General features: G+C 60.2%; 20 protein-coding genes. 5 read left to right on the top strand and 15 right to left on the bottom strand.

The annotated features are described in order from the left end of the window. Positions 1-10: 10 nt before the first annotated feature. The 6 genes from GA615_RS19850 to GA615_RS19825 form a co-directional block, all read right to left on the bottom strand. The gene (locus tag GA615_RS19850) at positions 11-586 is read right to left on the bottom strand and encodes a DUF1788 domain-containing protein (RefSeq protein ID WP_152053059.1); all 576 of its coding nucleotides are present in this window, start codon (positions 584-586) and stop codon (positions 11-13) included. Further along, positions 583-1,191 (bottom strand): DUF1819 family protein, encoded by a 609-nt coding sequence (locus GA615_RS19845; protein ID WP_201750252.1) that lies wholly within the window; start codon positions 1,189-1,191, stop codon positions 583-585. The genes GA615_RS19850 and GA615_RS19845 overlap by 4 nt, the downstream gene beginning before the upstream one ends. Before the next feature lie 167 nt (positions 1,192-1,358). Further along, the gene (locus GA615_RS19840) at positions 1,359-1,688 is read right to left on the bottom strand and encodes a HigA family addiction module antitoxin (protein ID WP_201750251.1); all 330 of its coding nucleotides are present in this window, start codon (positions 1,686-1,688) and stop codon (positions 1,359-1,361) included. Between the two features lie 170 nt (positions 1,689-1,858). Beyond that, positions 1,859-2,068 (bottom strand): hypothetical protein, encoded by a 210-nt coding sequence (locus tag GA615_RS19835; RefSeq protein ID WP_152053058.1) that lies wholly within the window; start codon positions 2,066-2,068, stop codon positions 1,859-1,861. Between the two features lie 7 nt (positions 2,069-2,075). Then, on the bottom strand, positions 2,076-2,576 hold the full coding sequence (locus tag GA615_RS19830; protein ID WP_152053057.1) for a hypothetical protein: 501 nt from the start codon (positions 2,574-2,576) through the stop codon (positions 2,076-2,078). 32 nt (positions 2,577-2,608) lie between these two features. Further along, positions 2,609-2,959: a hypothetical protein gene (locus tag GA615_RS19825; RefSeq protein WP_152053056.1), complete on the bottom strand. Its 351-nt coding sequence runs from the start codon at positions 2,957-2,959 to the stop codon at positions 2,609-2,611. Positions 2,960-3,287: 328 nt separating this feature from the next. On the opposite strand from GA615_RS19825, the gene mobF reads away from it, so the two are divergent. Both mobF and GA615_RS19815 read left to right on the top strand, forming a co-directional pair. Beyond that, a complete protein-coding gene (mobF, locus tag GA615_RS19820; protein ID WP_152053055.1) occupies positions 3,288-6,143 on the top strand; it encodes a MobF family relaxase in 2,856 nt (951 codons plus the stop codon). After that, the gene (locus GA615_RS19815; RefSeq protein WP_152053054.1) at positions 6,133-6,600 is read left to right on the top strand and encodes a hypothetical protein; all 468 of its coding nucleotides are present in this window, start codon (positions 6,133-6,135) and stop codon (positions 6,598-6,600) included. Before mobF ends, GA615_RS19815 begins: the two co-directional genes overlap by 11 nt. A gap of 71 nt (positions 6,601-6,671) precedes the next feature. Here GA615_RS19815 and GA615_RS19810 read toward each other — a convergent pair whose 3' ends face one another. From GA615_RS19810 to GA615_RS19785, 6 genes are all read right to left on the bottom strand, one after another. After that, the gene (locus GA615_RS19810) at positions 6,672-7,304 is read right to left on the bottom strand and encodes a hypothetical protein (protein WP_152053053.1); all 633 of its coding nucleotides are present in this window, start codon (positions 7,302-7,304) and stop codon (positions 6,672-6,674) included. Continuing rightward, positions 7,301-7,894 carry a hypothetical protein gene (locus tag GA615_RS19805; protein WP_152053052.1) on the bottom strand — a complete coding sequence of 198 codons (594 nt, stop codon included), beginning with the start codon at positions 7,892-7,894 and terminating at the stop codon, positions 7,301-7,303. The genes GA615_RS19810 and GA615_RS19805 overlap by 4 nt, the downstream gene beginning before the upstream one ends. Before the next feature lie 3 nt (positions 7,895-7,897). After that, positions 7,898-8,413, bottom strand: a complete 516-nt coding sequence (locus GA615_RS19800) for a hypothetical protein (RefSeq protein ID WP_152053051.1) — start codon at positions 8,411-8,413, stop codon at positions 7,898-7,900. 38 nt (positions 8,414-8,451) lie between these two features. Continuing rightward, entirely contained in the window at positions 8,452-9,072 is a 621-nt protein-coding gene (locus GA615_RS27890) for a hypothetical protein (RefSeq protein ID WP_201750250.1), read from the bottom strand. 50 nt (positions 9,073-9,122) lie between these two features. Beyond that, positions 9,123-9,476, bottom strand: a complete 354-nt coding sequence (locus GA615_RS19790; protein ID WP_235905570.1) for a hypothetical protein — start codon at positions 9,474-9,476, stop codon at positions 9,123-9,125. Positions 9,477-9,551: 75 nt separating this feature from the next. Continuing rightward, a complete protein-coding gene (locus GA615_RS19785; protein WP_152053050.1) occupies positions 9,552-9,818 on the bottom strand; it encodes a hypothetical protein in 267 nt (88 codons plus the stop codon). 717 nt (positions 9,819-10,535) lie between these two features. On the opposite strand from GA615_RS19785, the gene GA615_RS19780 reads away from it, so the two are divergent. Beyond that, positions 10,536-11,105 (top strand): hypothetical protein, encoded by a 570-nt coding sequence (locus GA615_RS19780; protein WP_152053049.1) that lies wholly within the window; start codon positions 10,536-10,538, stop codon positions 11,103-11,105. Between the two features lie 53 nt (positions 11,106-11,158). Here GA615_RS19780 and GA615_RS19775 read toward each other — a convergent pair whose 3' ends face one another. Then, a complete protein-coding gene (locus GA615_RS19775; RefSeq protein WP_161602447.1) occupies positions 11,159-12,019 on the bottom strand; it encodes a type II secretion system protein in 861 nt (286 codons plus the stop codon). A gap of 442 nt (positions 12,020-12,461) precedes the next feature. Further along, positions 12,462-13,301, bottom strand: coding sequence for a prepilin-type N-terminal cleavage/methylation domain-containing protein (locus GA615_RS19770; RefSeq protein ID WP_152053047.1), 840 nt, complete (start codon positions 13,299-13,301; stop codon positions 12,462-12,464). Between GA615_RS19770 and GA615_RS28760 the strand changes: the two genes are divergently transcribed. Both GA615_RS28760 and GA615_RS19760 read left to right on the top strand, forming a co-directional pair. After that, a complete protein-coding gene (locus tag GA615_RS28760) occupies positions 13,275-13,922 on the top strand; it encodes an antitoxin MazE family protein (protein WP_390622243.1) in 648 nt (215 codons plus the stop codon). The two genes, GA615_RS19770 and GA615_RS28760, sit on opposite strands and share 27 nt — an antisense overlap. An 11-nt stretch (positions 13,923-13,933) precedes the next feature. Beyond that, positions 13,934-14,251 (top strand): type II toxin-antitoxin system PemK/MazF family toxin, encoded by a 318-nt coding sequence (locus GA615_RS19760; protein ID WP_201750249.1) that lies wholly within the window; start codon positions 13,934-13,936, stop codon positions 14,249-14,251. 147 nt (positions 14,252-14,398) lie between these two features. On the opposite strand, the gene GA615_RS19755 is transcribed toward GA615_RS19760, so the two are convergent. Continuing rightward, positions 14,399-16,771 carry a prepilin-type N-terminal cleavage/methylation domain-containing protein gene (locus GA615_RS19755; RefSeq protein ID WP_152053044.1) on the bottom strand — a complete coding sequence of 791 codons (2,373 nt, stop codon included), beginning with the start codon at positions 16,769-16,771 and terminating at the stop codon, positions 14,399-14,401. Positions 16,772-17,503: the final 732 nt, after the last annotated feature.

Raw genomic sequence — 17,503 nt, 5'->3', positions numbered from 1 at the left:
TTACCTCGCCTCACGGAGCCAGCTTGAAGGCTCGGTAGTAGTTGTTGTTCCGGAGCTTGCCAAACAGGCGAAGCGACTGGCCGTCATATCTGCCTGGATAAAACACCACGAGTGGTGTCGTGCCCATGACCGGCTGAAGGTTGTTCAGCAAGGTGTGTGAACGGAGTAGGGGCCAAATGCTACCCACGCCGGACACGATCACGAGATCGTGGTGTTCGGGTTGAGCGACCTCGGCGAACACGCTGCTCAGCTTGGATTCGTGTAACGGGCCAGCGAGGGCTTTCTTCAACGCCGCGTCACCCTTCTCCTTCTGCATCTGGATCGCCTTGTCGAGCAGGTTCCGGCTCTTGAGGTACTCCATCACAAAATCGAAAAGGTTGATGTGTTTGACCCGGATATCATGTTTCTGCTTGGGAATGTGGGTGAGTAAAGTGCTCAAGAAGTCTCGGACCCGCAATTCGTCTTCGGGCGGATAGTCGAAGATGTAGAACGCGATCTCGTTGCCGATACCACTGCCGCTCAGGAATTCATCGGAGATGACCCTGGGCAGTATCTTGTTGAGGCGATCGTTGAGGGCATCGCTCATGGGGACACCTGCATGCAACGCAGCACATATGACTCGTTGTTGAGTTTTAGGTAATGGAGCACCTGTTCGGCGATATGGACGGTTTGCAGCTTGAGGCTGCGGGTGTTCTCGATGTATCCCGCCTGGGCGAGCATTTGGAACACCGAAGAGCGCAGCCGCGTTCGGGTTGCCTCGCTCCAGAGGGGCATTTCACGGTCTCGCTCCCGGCAGCCTTCGAGGTAGTCGGCCCAATGCTTGTTGTTCAGGGACACGCTGAACAGGCGGTACTGCTCGCTGACGACGATCTGCAGGAAGTCGCCCAGAAGCTGGCTGTGCTTCACGGCGGCGGCGAACACCGCATGGGTCGCCACATCACCTTTCCCATCCCGCACCAGCTTCCATAGGTCTGGCCCCATCGTCTCCAGCCGCCCCCGGATGAGCTTCGTGAGACGCTTCGCTGTGGCAGGACTACGGACCTGAAGGACGTTCGTCGACTCAATCGCGTCTTTCCAGCCTTTGGCATCGACTTCGCGCAGGAGCAAATCAGCAATGATTCTGCTCTCTGGAAGCTTCAAGGCTCCTGGGGTGATGTCGGCCTTGTAACGCCTGCCAGCCAGTTCCATCATTCCCGGCCGCCTCGGAGCAACCGATCCTGTGGCGTGCTCCATAGTTAAGTGACCTTCATCCTTAAAAGGTTGCCATGACTGTACTATTCCTTGCTTTTGCTTCGTGCAAGGTAATGCCCTGGTGACTTCCTGATGCGTCACGCTGTCTGTTCCTGGGTGCCGCATTCCTATGTCACCGTCGGACGGTCGCCTGCTGCCTTCCCGGGGAACGCAGAAACCTTGATTTCGTCCTCGTGTGAGCGGGCCTCGGCGATATCGTGGCTGGTTTGCATCCGCATAAGAACTTCCATCCGGATGCCGAAGGCCTTTTCGAGCCGCAGGGCCATTTCAGGCGAAAGGTGGGCACGCTCGTTCAGCAGTGCCGAGAGGGTAGGGCGCGTGACGCCGAGCGCCTTCGCGGCTTCCGTCACTGAGAGTCCCAGGGCCTCGATGACCTTGCGTTTCACGAAGTTGCCCGGATGCGGGGAAGGCTTCGGATGGTTCGCCATTGGTTTCATAGGGAGATTTCGAGGCAGCGTCAAAGTTCGTGATTCAATTCCGTTCACTCGGATGACAAGCTACAGGCATGGATGTAGCGCGTCAAGCGACGCTTTACAGGATCTGAATGTCTTGAACAGGGTGTTCAAGTTTCTGTGTCTTCGAGGAATTGGCTTCATCCGCCAGGCAACTATCCTGGCAAGATCAGAAGCGGCAAGGCACCAATCTTGCGGCCCTCGCCCGAGGGCAGGATATCCTCGGCCCCGAAGCAGAGCCGCGTGCGGGCTCGCTTTGCGGCGAGGAATGCCCGGAGCTCCTGCCGCTCGGTACGGTGGTTCCGTCGATACTCGGCAAGCTCGTCGGGCGAAAGCTGCGAGTCGGTGAAGTCGATCTCAGTCATGCCGTGGCTACCAGGCCGTTGCCTTCGCGGGGTCGAGCCACTCGCCAAGGCCGATCACCCAGCTGCATACCAGAGGCACTTCCTCAGTGACGGACAGGCGGAATAGTTGGATGTTCCAGCATTCGTCTGGGTGCGTCGGATGGAAGGCCGATCCCGGCTCGGCGTGGATGTAGTGGTCGGTGAGCCGCGCGCCGCATTCGCAGTGGTTCATCAGGTAGCGGAAGTCGCCGCCTTCCTCGATGTCGGGATACCAGGTGAGCGTGCGCGAGCGGATGAGCGCGAGCAGATCCTCCGGCCATTCCTCGACATGGGTCAGGATGATGAACCGGCGGAAGGTGTCGCCGTCGTAAGCATCGAACAGGCCCGAGGCCGCAAGCGAATAGGCATGGCTGATGCGGCCGCAGGCCGGGCAGGATTCCGGGGCGCGGAGCACATAGAGCGGCGGCAGGGCCTTCGATGGGCCGAGCCCGTCCTCTTCTTCTGGTTCGTCAAGCGCTTCGTCTGCCATGCTCCAAGCGATACTCCTGTTTCGCCGCATGGTCAACCGTGGCGTTGATCGCCCTGGCTGCCGGCTTCCTCCTTTTCGTCGTCGTCCCACATTTGCCGGTAGACCTCGACATATTCCACGGCGGCCGCCGGGTCGATGGACCAGTAGTGGCGGCAGAGACGGCGGTAGAGTTTCAAGATGGGCGTGTACCCGCAGAAGCCGAGAAGGCCGTCGAGCGTACGTTCAATGTGGGGAACGTCACGAGAATCGGTGCTGAGGATGGACTCGACAACTGGTTTGTAGACTGTCATGGCCTGCCGGTTCAGTCGCTTATTCATCCTGGCCAGCGCGATGAGTTCCTCCGCGTGGCTGTCTTCCTCGGATTCGCGGCTGTGCCCGGTCATGGCTGGTACCTGGTGGCGATGTCGTTCCTGGTCATGCCCAAAGCGTTACCTGCGCTGCACCCTCCGGTCAACCGCCGCGTTGCGTTAACCATTGGACGCGCCGGCAAGTCCTAACGCCTTAACGGGTCAGTTGCACAACTAACAGGCGTGGTCGAAAGGCCACGGCCAGGCCTTTTGACGGTCAAAAATCGAGGCAATTCAGCCTTCGCACCGCGAAGGGCATCAGACTGTCACCAACCACTGGTAGCAACACATGCGAAAAACCACTTGATTTAGTGTTCCATGGGTCTATTATCCGGCAGCGATTCATTAACGCAGGGGGCTACCCATGCTGCGGATGAAACCAGTTGCGAGCGGTAAACAGGCCGAGCAATACTACGCCCGGACCGACGGCGGCTATTACGCCGAATCCACCGGGCTCCGCTGCCAATGGGGCGGCAAGGGCGCCACCAGGCTCGGCCTCGAAGGCCCCCCGGAATTCGACCAGTTCAATAACCTCATCCACGGGCTCGACCCGCACACCGGCGAACAGCTGACCGCGAAGCTTGTGAAGCACCGGCTCAGTGGCTGGGACGTAACAGCAAGTATCCCGAAAAACGTGACCATCGCGCTGGAGGAGGGGGATACGCGCATCCAGGAAGCCTTCTGGGAATCCATCCGCGAGTCGATGGCACGGCTTGAGAGCTACGCCACAACGCGGGTGCGCGTAGATGGCAAGCAGGAAGACCGCGTCACCGGCAACCTCGTGTGGTATGCGGTCGAGCACCCCGATACGCGGCCGGTCGAGGATACCAGCTTTCCTGAGGGGCACCGCTGGCGGGTGATGCCGCAGATGGACAGGCATGCCCATGTGTTCGTGGCGAACCTGACCTGGGACGGTGAGGAGGAAAAATGGAAGGCGGTCAAGTTCCGCCCGATCATGGATCTCCGGCGCTTCTTCGACCGCGATTTCGAGTCGCGGTTTTCCGCGAAGCTTGCAAGCCTTGGCTACCAGGTTAAGACTGAATGGCAGCGTGACGCCAAGGGCGGCACGCGCTACCGCACCTGGGACATTACCGGTATCCCTGAGAGCGTGAAGGAACGCTTCTCGAAGCGGAGCGCCGAGATTGGAGCGCTCGAAGAGGCGATCGTAGAGAAACGCAAGGAAGCCGACCCCGAGGCCCCGGATCAGCTTTCCGTGAAGGAACGCGACCAGCTCGGCGCGACCTCGCGCCGCTTCAAGCGGGATGACCTCACGCTCGAAGAATGCCGGGAGTACTGGGCTTCGTGCATCACCGGCGATGAGCGCGATGCGATTGCCCGCACCCTCCGCGAGGCGAGGGAGGGCGGCAGGAAGCCGCCCGAGGTGAGCCCGGAAGAGGCGGTGCGCTTTGCCTTTGAGCACCATGCCGAGCAACGCTCGCTGATCCCGTTCGAGGATCTGGCCATCACGGCGATGGAGGCGAGCCTTGGCTCCGCCACGCCGGAGGCGATCGACCGCGAGATTGAACGGCAGGGCATTGTCGGCCTCCATAACGGGCAGCGGATGGTCACCACCGAAGCCTTGCAGGCGGAGGAAGATGAAATCCTCCGCCTGGCCCAGCCCGGGCGCGGCGTGCTGCCGGTTGGTGTGCCTGAAGCGCTCAGCCGCAAGCTCGAAGGCGGCAGCAGGCTCAACGATGGCCAGTGGGAGGCGGTGCGCGGCCTGCTCGATTCACCGAACCGGGTGAACCTCATCGAAGGCCCGGCGGGCGCCGGCAAGAGTTCGCTCCTTGCCAAATACGATGAGGCGATGCGGATGCAAGGCAGGGAGGTGACCTACCTCGCCACAACCGCGAAGGCGACCGAGGTGCTCCAGAAAGACGGGTTCGCCGCGCACACGCTCGCCCGCTTCCTGCTGGATGAGAAGATGCAGGAGGCATCGCGTGGTGGCCACATCGTCGTGGATGAAACGAGCATGCTCGGCCACCGCGATGCGCTGAAGCTGCTCCGGCTCGCCCATAAGCTCGACCTCAAAATCACAGCTGTAGGCGACCCCTTCCAGCATGGGGCGGTGGCACGCGGCGCGTTCCATACGCTGCTCAAATCCCGCACGCTGCTCAGGCCCTTCCGCCTCTCAGAAATCCTCCGCCAGAAGGACGGTGATTACCTGGAAGCCGCGAAGCTGCTCTCCACCGGTGAGACACTTCCGGGCCTGGAGAAGCTCGAAGCGAAAGGCTGGGTCCATGAAATTGGAAGCGATACCGAACGCTACGGGCGCATGGCGGCCGAGTATGTCGATGCGGTGCTGAAGGGCGAAAGCGTGCTCATGGTAAGCCCGACCCACCGCGAGGCCGGAAAGATTACCGAAGCCACCCGCGGGCTGCTCCGGGCGGCGGGCAAGCTCGGCAAGGAAGACCACGCTTACGCGCGGCTGGTGCCGATTGCAACATCGGAAGCGGAGCGGAAACTGGAGCGGACCTACGAGAAGGGCGATGTCATCCAGTTCCACCAGAACGCCAAGGGCGGCTTCAAGAAAGGCCAGCGGCTGCTCGTGACCGACCCGGCCAGCGTGCCGCGCTCGGAAGCGGCGCGGTTTACGATCTACAGGCCCGAGCCGATCGCGCTCGCCGAGGGCGATAAGATCCGCTTCACCGCGACGGTGAAGGCCAAAGGCAAGGACGCAAAAACCTTCCGCAACGGCTCGGTCGCCACCATCGCCGGCTTCGCCAAGGACGGCGATATCAGGCTTTCCGATGGCTCCACCATCGGAAAAGACGCCGGGCACTTCCGGCACGCGCTCGTGGAAACGAGCTTCGGGGCGCAAGGCCAGACGGTCTCGAAGGTCATCCTTGGCATGTCGGCGGCATCATCACCGGCGATGAACCAGGAGCAGCTCTATGTTTCTGCGACGCGCGGCCGCAAGTCGCTGAGCCTGTTCACAGACGACCTGGATTCGGTGAAGGATGCCGTGCAGCGCTCATCGCAGAAACTGGTCGCCCTCGACCTTCGCCCGCAGGCGAAGCCCGAGGCGGAAGCTGAGCGGCAGGCGCGGGAGCAGGCCATCCGCCGCCACCTCGCGCACCAGAGGAAGCGGGGCCTCGTGGCACGGATGCGCTCGGCCTTCGAGGTGGCGGCGAAGCGGGCGAGGGACGTTTCGATTGGTGGATTTGCAGCACGCGAGACCCAGCGGAGGCAGGAGCACCTGACCGGCTATGAGCGCTGACACGATCAACATCAGCGAGATGATCCGAACCCCAAGGCCTGAGCCCCTCCGGCCGCCGGAGGCGGCGAACGAAGCTCACGTCATCGACGAGGATGGCCGGCTCCCGGGGCCGGGCGACCCGTATGAAGCCCACGGGCGGGTGAGCGCCAGGCCCCGCCTGACGTTGCACTGCCTTCTGGAGGGAGGCCGCAGGCGGGGCTTCGCCTGGTCAAACTATGACGGCATCAGCCTGGAGCCCCCTGGCCGCGACGGCAGCGGGCCGGCGGTCATCGTGCATTTTGCAGGCAGGCAGTGGATTGACCTCGTGATCGAAGGCTCGAACCTGCTTACGCTCTACGACTGGCTGGGCGAGCAGAAGATCGGCTGGATCCGCGAATGCCCTCCAGGGCGCGGGCCAAACGGCCCGGATGCGGTGTCTATCCGCAAGATCACGGTGCGTGATGCGACACCGCCATAAGCGGCCGCACCGGCCGGCTGCGGGCTTGCCTTGTGGATGGGCTACCTTGCCGGCCGGTGCTGGGCCCCTCCTTACCGGGGGGCGAGGAGGGCCTCCGCGTTCCTGATGGCTTCGCGGGCGGCATCGAAGGTGAGGGTCTGGTAAAGGTCGGCCTCCCCGTCGAGCGAATGGGCGTAAAGGTCATCCCAGACGCGCAAGCACCCACGCAATGCAGAGATAAGGACTTGCAGCGCCTCAAAGTGGCCTTCGGGTACGGTTGCGGTGCTGCTATCTACTGCGGCTTCGAGGGAAGAAGCCTGTTCATCGAGCTTTCCGAACAGGGTTTCGGCATCACGGAGGATAGCCATCGTGTCGGGATCGCCCTCCTCGCCGCAGCCGAGCTGCCATATCTCAAGCTCGTTGGCGGCATCGCGCAGCAGCGCGAAGGCTTCCCTGGCCAGGTGCATGCGCCGGATGTGGGCATCGCACTGGTAGGAACCGGGGAAGGGCTGGCCGGTGATGCGGAAGTAGGTGGCTTCAGCCGCCTCGCGGCTGGAGAAATCGCCAATCGCCTCAACGCCTTCGCCCTCAATATGGCCGTAGAGCGTCCAGAACTGCGCTTCATCGTCATCGCAAACGACGGTGATGCTGCCATCCGGGTCAGGAAGCCCGGCACCGTCGAGGGTCTGGCAGCCGGAGATTTCGTAGTTGTCGTAGGGTTTCATGGGAGTTCCTCCGTGGTGCTAGTGTTGATGTAATCCTCGGCGGCGGCGAGGCATGCTTCGCGGCCGTAGAAGTTGGCGCAGGCATCAAGCAATTCGTCGCCGTCCGCACCGGGGCGGCCGGCAACCCGCTCGACGGCGTAGCTATACACCTCGCCGTTCGCCCAGGCCGTGTAGTCTTCAAGGAAGGCGCGGGCGTCGGCCTCGCGGTGGCGGAAGCCACGGGGAAGCCCGCATGATGGGTGCTCCCAGAGCAGGAGGCCAGCGATCCTGGCCGTATCCCACCGGCACTGCGGGCCTTCGCCCATCAGCGACCAGCGGCAGAGGCTGTGCTCGTAGTAGCTCAGCCAGAAGGCCGTGCCGACCTCCAGCTTCCGGGCCAGGCCGATGCTAGTGGGTATCGGGCAGCCGAAGGCATCAAGCCCTTTGCAGTAGGCGCTGGGGTGCTCGTAGCCGGTGTGCCGGTGGCTGAACGATACCAGCCGCCAGCCGCCGCCCCATGCGTCGGGCGGGCCTGCGTCCACATCAGGGTCGAGCAGGATGCGGTAGGTCACACCGTTGCGCTCAAGGAGGAGAGTATCGGGATCGTCCATCGCTCACGCCTCCTTGCAAGTGGTTTCGGGTACGCTATTCGCCTCCGCTTCAGCCCCAGCGATGTCGTCTTCCCAGACGGTGAGCGATTCCAGGGGCTCCATCCAGTCTTTCGGGTACACATCGACAACGATCCCTTCGTCTGTTCGGATAATCGCCACATCAAAGAGGCCATCGACCAGCACATAGAAGCGGTCCGGCGCTTCCTCTGGCTCGTAGCTTGGCTCGAAGCGGGGGGAAGCCGCAGGCAGGGCGAGCGCTTCCGGCGCCACAGGGTGCTCCGGCGCGGCCTTGCGGAGGCGCTCTGGCTCGAAGTCGATCATTCTCGACTGGGTGTATTCCTCGTCACCGGCAACATCGACCAAGGCAGCGAACTCCTGGCCATCACAGTCGTCGGTATCGTCAGCTTCCTCCGCCTGCCGTTCGCGGGCGATGGCGGCTGCGGCTTCATGGGATGCGGCTTCGATGCCCCGGAAGGTGAGCCGCATTTCCCGGTAAAGGTGGACGTTGTAGAGGGCCATGGTGTGATTCCTTTCACATTGGGGGTTGGTTAAACGGGTTACGCTTCCTGGCCTTCAGGCTCGGGCTTGTCGCCGAAGAGGTGCTGGGCGGTTGCCTCCAGCACCTCCCAGTTGATGCCGACGGTTGCGTCATGGCATGTCCTGGCGAGCTTCAGCACCTGGAACGCCTGCTCGCGGGTGAGGTCAGGCCGGACGCATAGCACGTCATCGACGTGCCAGCGGAAGGCCACTTCCTCGCGGGCGGCGAAGAAGGCATCGAGCTGGTGGGCATCGCCGGGCAGCCGTGCCTCCTCATCCAGCCACTCCCAGGTGTTGAACGAGCGGATATGGTCGCGGGTGATGATGTGGGCGAAGCCACCAAACTCGCCGGGGCGCATCTTGCTGCACGTCGAAGCGCCGTGGATGGTGATGGCAGGGTATGCTTCCTGGTCGAGGGAATTCAGCTTCCCCTGGAGGAATTCAAGGCAATCGAAGGTGTACCCGTCCTCATCCTCGCCATCGACGAGGAAGTACAGGTCCGCAAAGAAGTAGAGCTTGCCGCCGCCAACAGGCCTGGCCACCAGGCCGCAGGCGGCCGACAGCGCATCGAGTTCGGATTCAGTAAACAGCTCGCCGGGAAGGTCCGGCTCGACGGTCGCTTGGGAATAGTTATCAGCCATAAAAAATACTCCATGAGAATGAACAGGTTGGGTGAAGTTAGTTGGTCAGCTTAGTAGTCGTCTGGCATCAGCACCGTGGTCGCCGAGCGGTCGGCCTCGGTGATGATCCAGAACGTACCGGCGTTGCTGGGGTAGGCGGAGAGCAGGCGGTCGCCATCTGCGATCGCCTCATCGTTTTGTTCGGCGTCGTCCTTGCAGACGGTGCCCCAGTCGCCGCCCGCGTGGCGGGCGAGGGCTTCCGCCACTTCCTCAGGCGTAAGCTGCTCGAAGGCGTTCGCGGTGATGATGAGCCGGCCGAGCGGGAAGCGTGGCGCTTGCGGCCGTGGTTGGATATCGGCGTCGATCAGGACGCCATCAGCGATGGCCTGGTCGGTGGTGTATTCAAAGATGCACTTCGAGGTCATAGGGTACCTTCCTTGGTGTTGTGTTTATGAGGTGAGGGGCAAGGCGGGCGGCAGTGCCGCCCGCTGTTGCTGCGGTCACTGGGCGGTCGGGCCTGCGTCCCGGCGGGCCTTGGCATCGGCTTTCATTTGGTTCGCGATGTAGGTGTGGGCCTGGTCGAGGAGCTTGGCCATCGTGAGCAGGTCGTCGAAGCCGAGGCTTTCGGTTTCGCGCCAGGCATCGTCGCCTTGCCGGTAGCTGCGGCTGGGGTTGACGCTGTACCAGTTGCCGCCTTTCTCGCTGCGGTTCCGCCAGATGGTGACGCTTAGGTTGCCGAAGCGGATTTTGTGAGCGGGTTGTGCCATAAAGGGATTCCTTTCCGTGGTGTGGTTACCGGCCCCGCCATCGGGGCCTTACGGCACGCAAAAAGAAGCCGCTCCAGGCGTGGCCTTCAGGCTTTACGGGTCAAGCGAAGGCCGGAGGCTCCGCGAAAGCGGAAACCGGTCTGGCAGCTTGACCTGCACGCCGGCGGCTTCAAACGTGCCGACCGGAAAAGGCCTCGTGCGGGGCCCTGTAGAGCTGAACGGAAAGGGGGAGCGGCGTGGCAGATCGCTCAGGCGAGGAGGCCAACATGGAGCGTATCGCTGGCAGAAGCAGCGGGAACCTAGGCTGAGACAGGCTGCTCGTCAGACCGCGTTGTAATGGATCCGCTAGGACATTGAGGGCGAGCGAACGGCACCCTACGGCAAGCGATTCCATGTAACTGATGCCCGCGCTGCCGCCACAGGCTGACATTAACCTACTTCACATAGACAGAAAAAACCGCAATATGAACATCCCAAAAGATGAAGTTAATACTCACAAGCATTAACCGCTGCAGTACTTAGATTAACGCACATGCACTATTTTCTTTATCTATGTACTAGCACCTGTTAATCTCGACGTGCGGTTATGTTAAGTTGTTGCCTGCATTTGTCATGCAGGACAACCAATAGCTTAACACTGCATGTATCGGTCTCTGCAGCAACGCAGAGCCAGTACATTGTTCGTGTGTCCAAACCTCCTAGTACAGGAGCTTTGATATGCGCGCGCGTTTGTTCGCTGCATTAGCAGTGATGATGCTGAGTGCTGCTCCCAGGGTCTCTCTGGGGCAGTGGACGGCTTATGTCGGGCATGACCTCGACGATCCGAATGGGACATTCGCCATGGCGTTCCAAGACGCCTTTGTAGAAAAGGTTGTGGGATTCGATCTGGGTAACACCAATCGTTCGCTCAACATCCCTGGCTACCCGCTCATCGATCCCTTGACGGGGTTGGTGTATGGTTACCGGCATTGGATGGATACCAACCAGAAGCTCATTCGTGTCAACGTCGGGAGCTTCGGCTCGATCCGTCAGGATGAATGGAGTATCATTATTACGAGCTCGCGCTACTTTACCCTTACGGGGTGGGGCGGGGCAAAGAGGATACCGAAGAAAGTCACCTGGCCAAGGCTGGATGGCTCCATCTTCGTGGGTTACCAACTGCAAGTCACACATGGTGACCTGCAGAATCTGGCCCATCCAACGGAAGAAAGCCACCTTCACCTTGAGCAGAAAGGTGAGGAGCCTCTGACAACCATCATCCTCAATCCTCTCTCAGACGAAGAGTGAGGAATCAGTGACCCGCTCCGCACGCAACTCACAAGGCGTGCGGAGCAACCCGTTCAGAAGGGGAGTGATCGTATTGCAATTACAGGGATACAGGATGGTGTGGTGTATGTCGTATTGTAACGCGAAGCATTAAGGGCGCATTCGGTAGCACCTGTTGCCCGGTATGCTATACGGTCCGTACCTGCGTTGACTGTCTCTACGACGGTTTGTACAAAGCCACTATGCGGGCGGCTATCGTCGATCTTTGAATCAAGTGAGTACGCTTCCTGTGCTGTGATCTTGTAATCTATGAGAAATGCTCCACCGCCACCAGTAATCTGGTAGATGCCGGCAAGGGCGAACCAGGTGCGTCCGGCCGACCATGCAATGGAAGGTGGGGAAGAAACACCTCCCAGCACATGGACGAAGCTGCCGGGTAGCTCTGCGCGGGGCCAGTAGCGGGCCAATGTAGCCTCGCTTGTTGTGTTGGGTACACACCGTTCATCGGGGCTTGAACTCTTAAAGTTCGATGCCTGGCTGCGAAGCACCCGGGCTACATAGAGGTCTGCCCATAGCATCATCACCTCACCACACCCGGAGTCAAATGTGTTGTATATATGCGTTGCACCAAAAAACTGGCGGTTGTCATTAAAAGTGTTGCCAACATCGGCGAAATGGGTGTTTCGCGTGCGCAGGCCAGAGCGAACGGCGAGTGTGTTGCTCATGTCCCCAGGATATGCTCGATATTTATTACGAAATGCGTAGATAGCAGATTCGAGTTCTTCCAGTTGCCCGATTTGTGATCTAATGCGAGCATTTGCGATCATGTCTCGACCTACAAGAATGGCTCCGGCCAGGAGGCCGATGACTACCAGAATGATCGAGAGCTCGATGAGCGTGAATCCTCTCCGGCACTCGCGTGGCGTAGCATACATCGTTCTACGATCAAAGCACATAGGTCTAGGGAATACTCATAACAAGACAAGGAGCATTCTTACCCCATGCGTATTAACGATGTATTAACGAAGTGGGCATCCTAGCCAAGCGATTACATGCGACTTCTAATCGTACGATAGGATGCCCGCTTAGGCTGAGATCAGGCTGTTCTGCCAATCAGGGGCGGTAACGCACACCACAGGTCAATTTGATGTCTAGATGGCCATTGTAAAACGAGCCAGTGTTGGCGTTTGTACAGGTTGGTTTCCAAGCGATACTAGAGGCACAGCCATATCCTTTCGACCGGCAATGTGCATCCAGGTCTTGGATCGTGAGCTCAGGCGTACGAGTGCAGCGATTTGTGCCGGCCAGGTAGATTTGGTGACCTATTCAGACTGGCGCTTCCAGGTAAGTCACGACCTATTTAGTGGCGCCCATACGTTAGAACTTCAGGTTCGTGATGGAACGGCAGCCTCGGTCGGTGCGGGAAAAGTTGTATTCGGCGGTGGCTGGATCGGTGCTGGTAGAACAGTCCGGCGAGGGATACTGGTAGGTTTGGAAAAGGCCTGTTCCGGGCTTGCCATCATCTATTTTGCTGTCGATACGATACAACTCTGCTGGTGTAGAGCCGTAGCTATTTAGATCCGCAGGAAATGAACCGCCATCCCAGATGTCGCGCATCAGGTGGGATGAGAAATCGTCAAAAAAAGCATTCGCCGCATCATTAACTACTCTTACATGCTCAATGATGAAATTATTTCCCTGACGCCAGCGCGGCACATTCACGCCACCAAGCTGGTTGTAGCAAGAGCTAGGACCTGGCGCCATGACACCGCTATACTGCCCGCTAATAAGCCCGGCATTGGCGAGGTGCTGCCATGTGCGGAAGATTTCATAGCATGCCTTTACACTGTCTGATGGTATGTTTTGTATCCTCGATGCAATCAATCCATCACCGTCCCCGTTGCATGTGGCTGTTTTAGGCACCAGGTTGGCAGTGGTATTCGGGCAACTGGCATCCGCAGGCCAGAAGCGGGTGGCCGTATCGCAATCCCCTGGCAGACAGTTATACTTATTGCGAAATACCATGATGGCGGACACGACCTGGTCGCGGAGAGAGAGCATGCGGCGAGCATCGGCGTTGGCGATAATCTCGCGGCCAGCAACGATGCCGCCAACAACAAGGGCAACGACGACAAGCACAATACTCAGCTCGATGAGGGTGAATCCTCTCCGGCGAGCGTGTAACGCAGCATGAATCACTGGATTATCAAATTGCATAGGGCGAGGATAATTCTCGCAAGGGCACTGACCCTAGGATTACCCCCCCCCGCGTTAACTTTTCGTAAAGGCTTGCTCAGAACAGCCTCAGCTGCCTCGCATCCTCGCGGCTACGAGCAACACGCTCGCGGTAGGAGGGGGCGGCCTGGCGGGGCTTTGACCTCGCACGCCGGCGGCTTCAAACGTGCCGGACGGAAAAGGCCTCGTGCGGGGCCCTGTAGAGCGGAACAGAAAGGGGGAGCGGCGTGGCACGCCCGCGATACTCCGCCGGGTGGCAACCGGCGCGGCATAGATGGCGTAGGGCCGCTAGCCGAGGGTAGGAAACGCTTTACAGTATCGCATCGCTGCTGTAACATGTTACGATGTTTAATAAGCGAAAATAGGGAGCCAGCGATGGAGGTAACGGGGGACAGCAGCGGGGCCTCGAACAGGATGGGCGCATACAGGAGCCGCCTGCGGAAAGCCGGGCTCAGGCCGGTACAGATATGGGTGCCTGACATCCGAAGGCCCGGGCTTGCCGGGGAAGCTGCCCGCCAGTCGCTGCTCGCCTCAGGCTCACCCGCTGAGGCAGAAGCGCTCGCATTCATCGACATGGCCGCCGATACGGGCAACCCCGCGTGAAGCGGGGGGAGGTGGTGCTTGCCGTCGCCCAGGGCGATTACGGCAAGCCGCGCCCGGCGGTCATCGTACAATCAGACCTCTTCAACCCGACCCATGCCAGCCTGCTCGTCTGCCTGCTCACCACGGAGTGCGTCGAAGCCCCACTCTTCCGGCTCACGGTTGAACCATCACCGGATAACGGGCTGCGCGAACCATCACAGATCATGGTGGACAAGTTGCTCGCCCTGCCGAGGGGCCGCATCCGTGAGCGTATCGGCACGCTCGATGACGAGAACTTGCTGCGCCTGAACCGCTCGCTCGCGTTGATGCTCGGCATGGCGGGGCTTTGATGTCGCACGGAGGAGGCCTCACTCGCGCCGACCGGAAAAGGCCCGTGCGGGGCCCTTGGAACGTCAGGACACGGAAATGGGAGCGTGGAATAGCAGATCGCTCATCTAAATCACTGTGGCTAAATACCAACAGACGCAATGACCGCATCAGTCCAGTAGGTTATTCATAAGCCAGGTAGTTCGTTCCGACCATTTTGCTCCGCTCTTCCCAAAGATGACATACGACGAGTCAATACTCCCAGCCGTATCAGTAGCACCACCTACAACGATGTCCACATTGCCATCATTGTTGATGTCACCGGTGGCTATGGCCGAGGGATGGCTGTACCACCACACATCGCCAAAGTAGTAGGGTGTGCCGAGACCGTTGAGACGGATGCCGTTCACCGCCGTACCTCCACCTTCGAGATATGTCGAATTGAGGGTAATGGCGGTGGGCCAACCCGATTCACGGCCCCAGACAACATAGACAGAGCCTTGCGCGCTGTTATACGCGGGGCTGCCGATGACGATATCATTGATCCCATCGCCGTTAATGTCTGCAACCGACTGGCTGCTACCGACATCTGACCCTCCGGTCTCGCCTGTTAGCATGACGCCATTACCAGCCGATATGAACGCAGATGTCATCGTCATGGTCGTGGCGGGCCATGTACCAGGATTCCTTCCCCAGACAATGCCAAGTTTATTGCTCCAATAACGTCCGAACATGATGTCATCGTAGCCGTCCCTATTGATATCGGCAGCGGTGACGCTGTGCGTCGGATTGTTGGAGTACCAGTTCTCGCCATCGAGGCGAATGCCGTTTTGGGCCGTGCCACTTCCTGCAAGGAATGTGCTGTCGAGCCTCTGGGCATTGCTCCATCCGGTCTCACGCCCCCATACGACATAGACAGACCCCATATTGGCGCCACTGAAGTCGGTTCCCCCGGCAGCTATGATGACATCATCTATGCCATCGCCATTGACGTCGCCTGCGCCGACGTAACTGCCAAGCCCGTCACCGTCCATGTCACCTTCGAGTATCGTGCCATTTACGGCTGTGCCTCCGCCAGCAAGGTATGTCGCGTCAGGGATTAGCGGTGTGGTCCAGCCAGATGATTTGCCCCAGATCACCTTCACCTGCCCGGCCCCGGAGCGACCGCCTGGCGACACACCATTATCCCCTTTGATAATATCGGCGTAGCCATCGCCATTGATATCGCCAACGGCGAAACTGATATTTTCCTCACCTATGCCGCCATCTCGTTGTAACTCAACACCGTTCAGCGTGGTGCCGCCTCCGTTGAGAAAGGTCGTGTTCAATCGGTTGGTCGAAGCCCAGGAACCAGTGCGACCACCCCAGATGATGTAGGCAGGCCTGTTTGATGTGCCTGAACCAATCAGAACATCCTCTATGCCGTCACCATTTACATCGCCGGTAGGCATCATGCGGCCGGGTGCCGCCCATCCGAAATCACCATCCAGGCGAAAGCCCTTTGAACCATCAATGAGTTCATCGGGACCATCGAGAACCTTGCCACTATCCGGCCAGCCGTAGCGGCGACCGAGTATGACGTAGACAGACCCACTATCCGTCCCGTAACGGTCTTCATATTTCCCTGCGATGAAAAGATCGTTGATGCCATCTCCGTTGATGTCGAGTATCGCGGGAACCCCGAATGACGAACGGTTCTGGCGGCCTTCGAGGCGGATTGCCTCTTGGCACATGCCACCCCAGATGCTTATCTGCGCCTGCTCCCAGTCCTGCAACTGCCAGCGGTACTTGACGCGAACATGGTCGTCGAAGCGGTCGGTGGCGCTCACCTCGCTCAAGGCCTGCTGGGTGTAGCTGCGGTCCCAGGTGGTGGCCGCGCCACTGCTGTCGCAGTTGCAGTTGTCGAGGGTGGCGGTGTTGGTAATTCCCGAGGAAAGGCGTTGCCCTGCCTTCGTGTAGCCGCCATGCCCGTCGCCCCCGGTGCTGAAGACGACGTAGAGAGCTCTGTTGGTGAACGCAAGACCGCTCACATTCTTGACCGTGATCGCACCACAAGCGCGGTCACTCAGTGGATATGTAAGGAAAGCACGGTTTTCGGTCATCTTCGCCCAAACGGCATAGGCGATGCGCCGCCCCCAGCCATCGTACAGGGCGGATTTCGGAAGGCCGAGCGTGGTGATGGGCACGGCTCCTTCGACTACTTTCTTCACCGGTCCGAAATTCGCGGCAGGCGTGCCGCCGGTACAGCTTCCGGCATTGGCAGCCTCAACCCCGAAATTTGCATCGGTCTCCGGCAGGGTGATGTCGGCGGGGCAGGGAAGCCTGCCGTACACGTTGATAAACTGCTTCAGCGCTGTTTCGATGGCGGTGAGCTTCTTTTCCGTCTCAGCACGGCGTACTGACTGGAGCGTTTCAGGAACAACGGACATGCCCATGGCGGTGACGATGGCGATGATAACCAGGGCGATGGTCAGTTCGAGTAGCGTAAACCCTCTCCGGCGTGTGCGCTTTGTAGCTTGAATGTCTGGAACGTCAAGGCACATAGGGCTGGGTAATACTCACAAGTGGACAACGTGCATTCTTACCCCCCCCGCGTTAATTATTGGTAAACAGTTGCTCAGAACAGCCTCAGCTGCCTTGCATCCTCGCGGCCTCGGCTGATGCGCTCGCGGTAGGAGGGGGCAGGCATCACAGGCTTTGGTGGCCAGGCCGCCACGGGCGGCTTCGCGGGTGACTCTGGCTCTGGAGTAGCCGGTTCCGGCTTCACTGGCTCGGCGGGAGTAGCTTCGACCTCGGTGGCCTCGACATCTGGCTCCACGGTTTCCGCCACGACGGCCGCCTCCGCCTTGAGCCGACGCTTGATGCGGCGGGTAACCGGCTCCTCGGCCCGGGCAAGGGTGCGGGGGGCGGTACGCTCCGGTGTTCCCTCGATAGCGTGTTCCGAGCGGAGCGATGTGATGCGGGCAGCCAGTTCGCCCGTGGTGGGTATCCCTGCTGCCCCAGGCTCTGGCGTGTTCCCTGAGAGTGCCAGTCGCAGCTGGTCGCGTAAATCCCTGAGTTCTTTGAGGTAATCCTCGTGGGCGAACGTCGCCCCTAGGCGGTCGCGGTAATCGCGGAGCTGCGTGTCCGCGAGGGCAAGCTCGCGCCGATTCCCCTCAATGAGGCCGGGGTAGGAATCGAGCAACCGTGTCACCGCATTCAGCACTGCCCGAGGCCCCTGGTGCTCGCGGGAAAGCTGGAGGTGCCGGGTCGCCTTGCCTTCGAGGTACGCCTCC

Origin of the sequence: Tautonia marina (assembly GCF_009177065.1) — a bacterium.
Lineage (GTDB): Bacteria > Planctomycetota > Planctomycetia > Isosphaerales > Isosphaeraceae > Tautonia > Tautonia marina.
The sequence above is the reverse complement of the archived record's forward strand: the minus strand, read 5'-3'. Positions and strand labels throughout refer to the sequence as shown.

Coding starts and splice junctions, on each gene's coding strand:
- GA615_RS19850 (WP_152053059.1), bottom strand. CDS start 586: ATGAGCGATGCCCTCAACGATCGCCTCAACAAGATACTGCCCAGGGTC.
- GA615_RS19845 (WP_201750252.1), bottom strand. CDS start 1,191: ATGATGGAACTGGCTGGCAGGCGTTACAAGGCCGACATCACCCCAGGA.
- GA615_RS19840 (WP_201750251.1), bottom strand. CDS start 1,688: ATGAAACCAATGGCGAACCATCCGAAGCCTTCCCCGCATCCGGGCAAC.
- GA615_RS19835 (WP_152053058.1), bottom strand. CDS start 2,068: ATGACTGAGATCGACTTCACCGACTCGCAGCTTTCGCCCGACGAGCTT.
- GA615_RS19830 (WP_152053057.1), bottom strand. CDS start 2,576: ATGGCAGACGAAGCGCTTGACGAACCAGAAGAAGAGGACGGGCTCGGC.
- GA615_RS19825 (WP_152053056.1), bottom strand. CDS start 2,959: ATGACCGGGCACAGCCGCGAATCCGAGGAAGACAGCCACGCGGAGGAA.
- mobF (WP_152053055.1), top strand. CDS start 3,288: ATGCTGCGGATGAAACCAGTTGCGAGCGGTAAACAGGCCGAGCAATAC.
- GA615_RS19815 (WP_152053054.1), top strand. CDS start 6,133: ATGAGCGCTGACACGATCAACATCAGCGAGATGATCCGAACCCCAAGG.
- GA615_RS19810 (WP_152053053.1), bottom strand. CDS start 7,304: ATGAAACCCTACGACAACTACGAAATCTCCGGCTGCCAGACCCTCGAC.
- GA615_RS19805 (WP_152053052.1), bottom strand. CDS start 7,894: ATGGACGATCCCGATACTCTCCTCCTTGAGCGCAACGGTGTGACCTAC.
- GA615_RS19800 (WP_152053051.1), bottom strand. CDS start 8,413: ATGGCCCTCTACAACGTCCACCTTTACCGGGAAATGCGGCTCACCTTC.
- GA615_RS27890 (WP_201750250.1), bottom strand. CDS start 9,072: ATGGCTGATAACTATTCCCAAGCGACCGTCGAGCCGGACCTTCCCGGC.
- GA615_RS19790 (WP_235905570.1), bottom strand. CDS start 9,476: ATGACCTCGAAGTGCATCTTTGAATACACCACCGACCAGGCCATCGCT.
- GA615_RS19785 (WP_152053050.1), bottom strand. CDS start 9,818: ATGGCACAACCCGCTCACAAAATCCGCTTCGGCAACCTAAGCGTCACC.
- GA615_RS19780 (WP_152053049.1), top strand. CDS start 10,536: ATGCGCGCGCGTTTGTTCGCTGCATTAGCAGTGATGATGCTGAGTGCT.
- GA615_RS19775 (WP_161602447.1), bottom strand. CDS start 12,019: ATGTATGCTACGCCACGCGAGTGCCGGAGAGGATTCACGCTCATCGAG.
- GA615_RS28760 (WP_390622243.1), top strand. CDS start 13,275: ATGAATCACTGGATTATCAAATTGCATAGGGCGAGGATAATTCTCGCA.
- GA615_RS19770 (WP_152053047.1), bottom strand. CDS start 13,301: ATGCAATTTGATAATCCAGTGATTCATGCTGCGTTACACGCTCGCCGG.
- GA615_RS19755 (WP_152053044.1), bottom strand. CDS start 16,771: ATGTGCCTTGACGTTCCAGACATTCAAGCTACAAAGCGCACACGCCGG.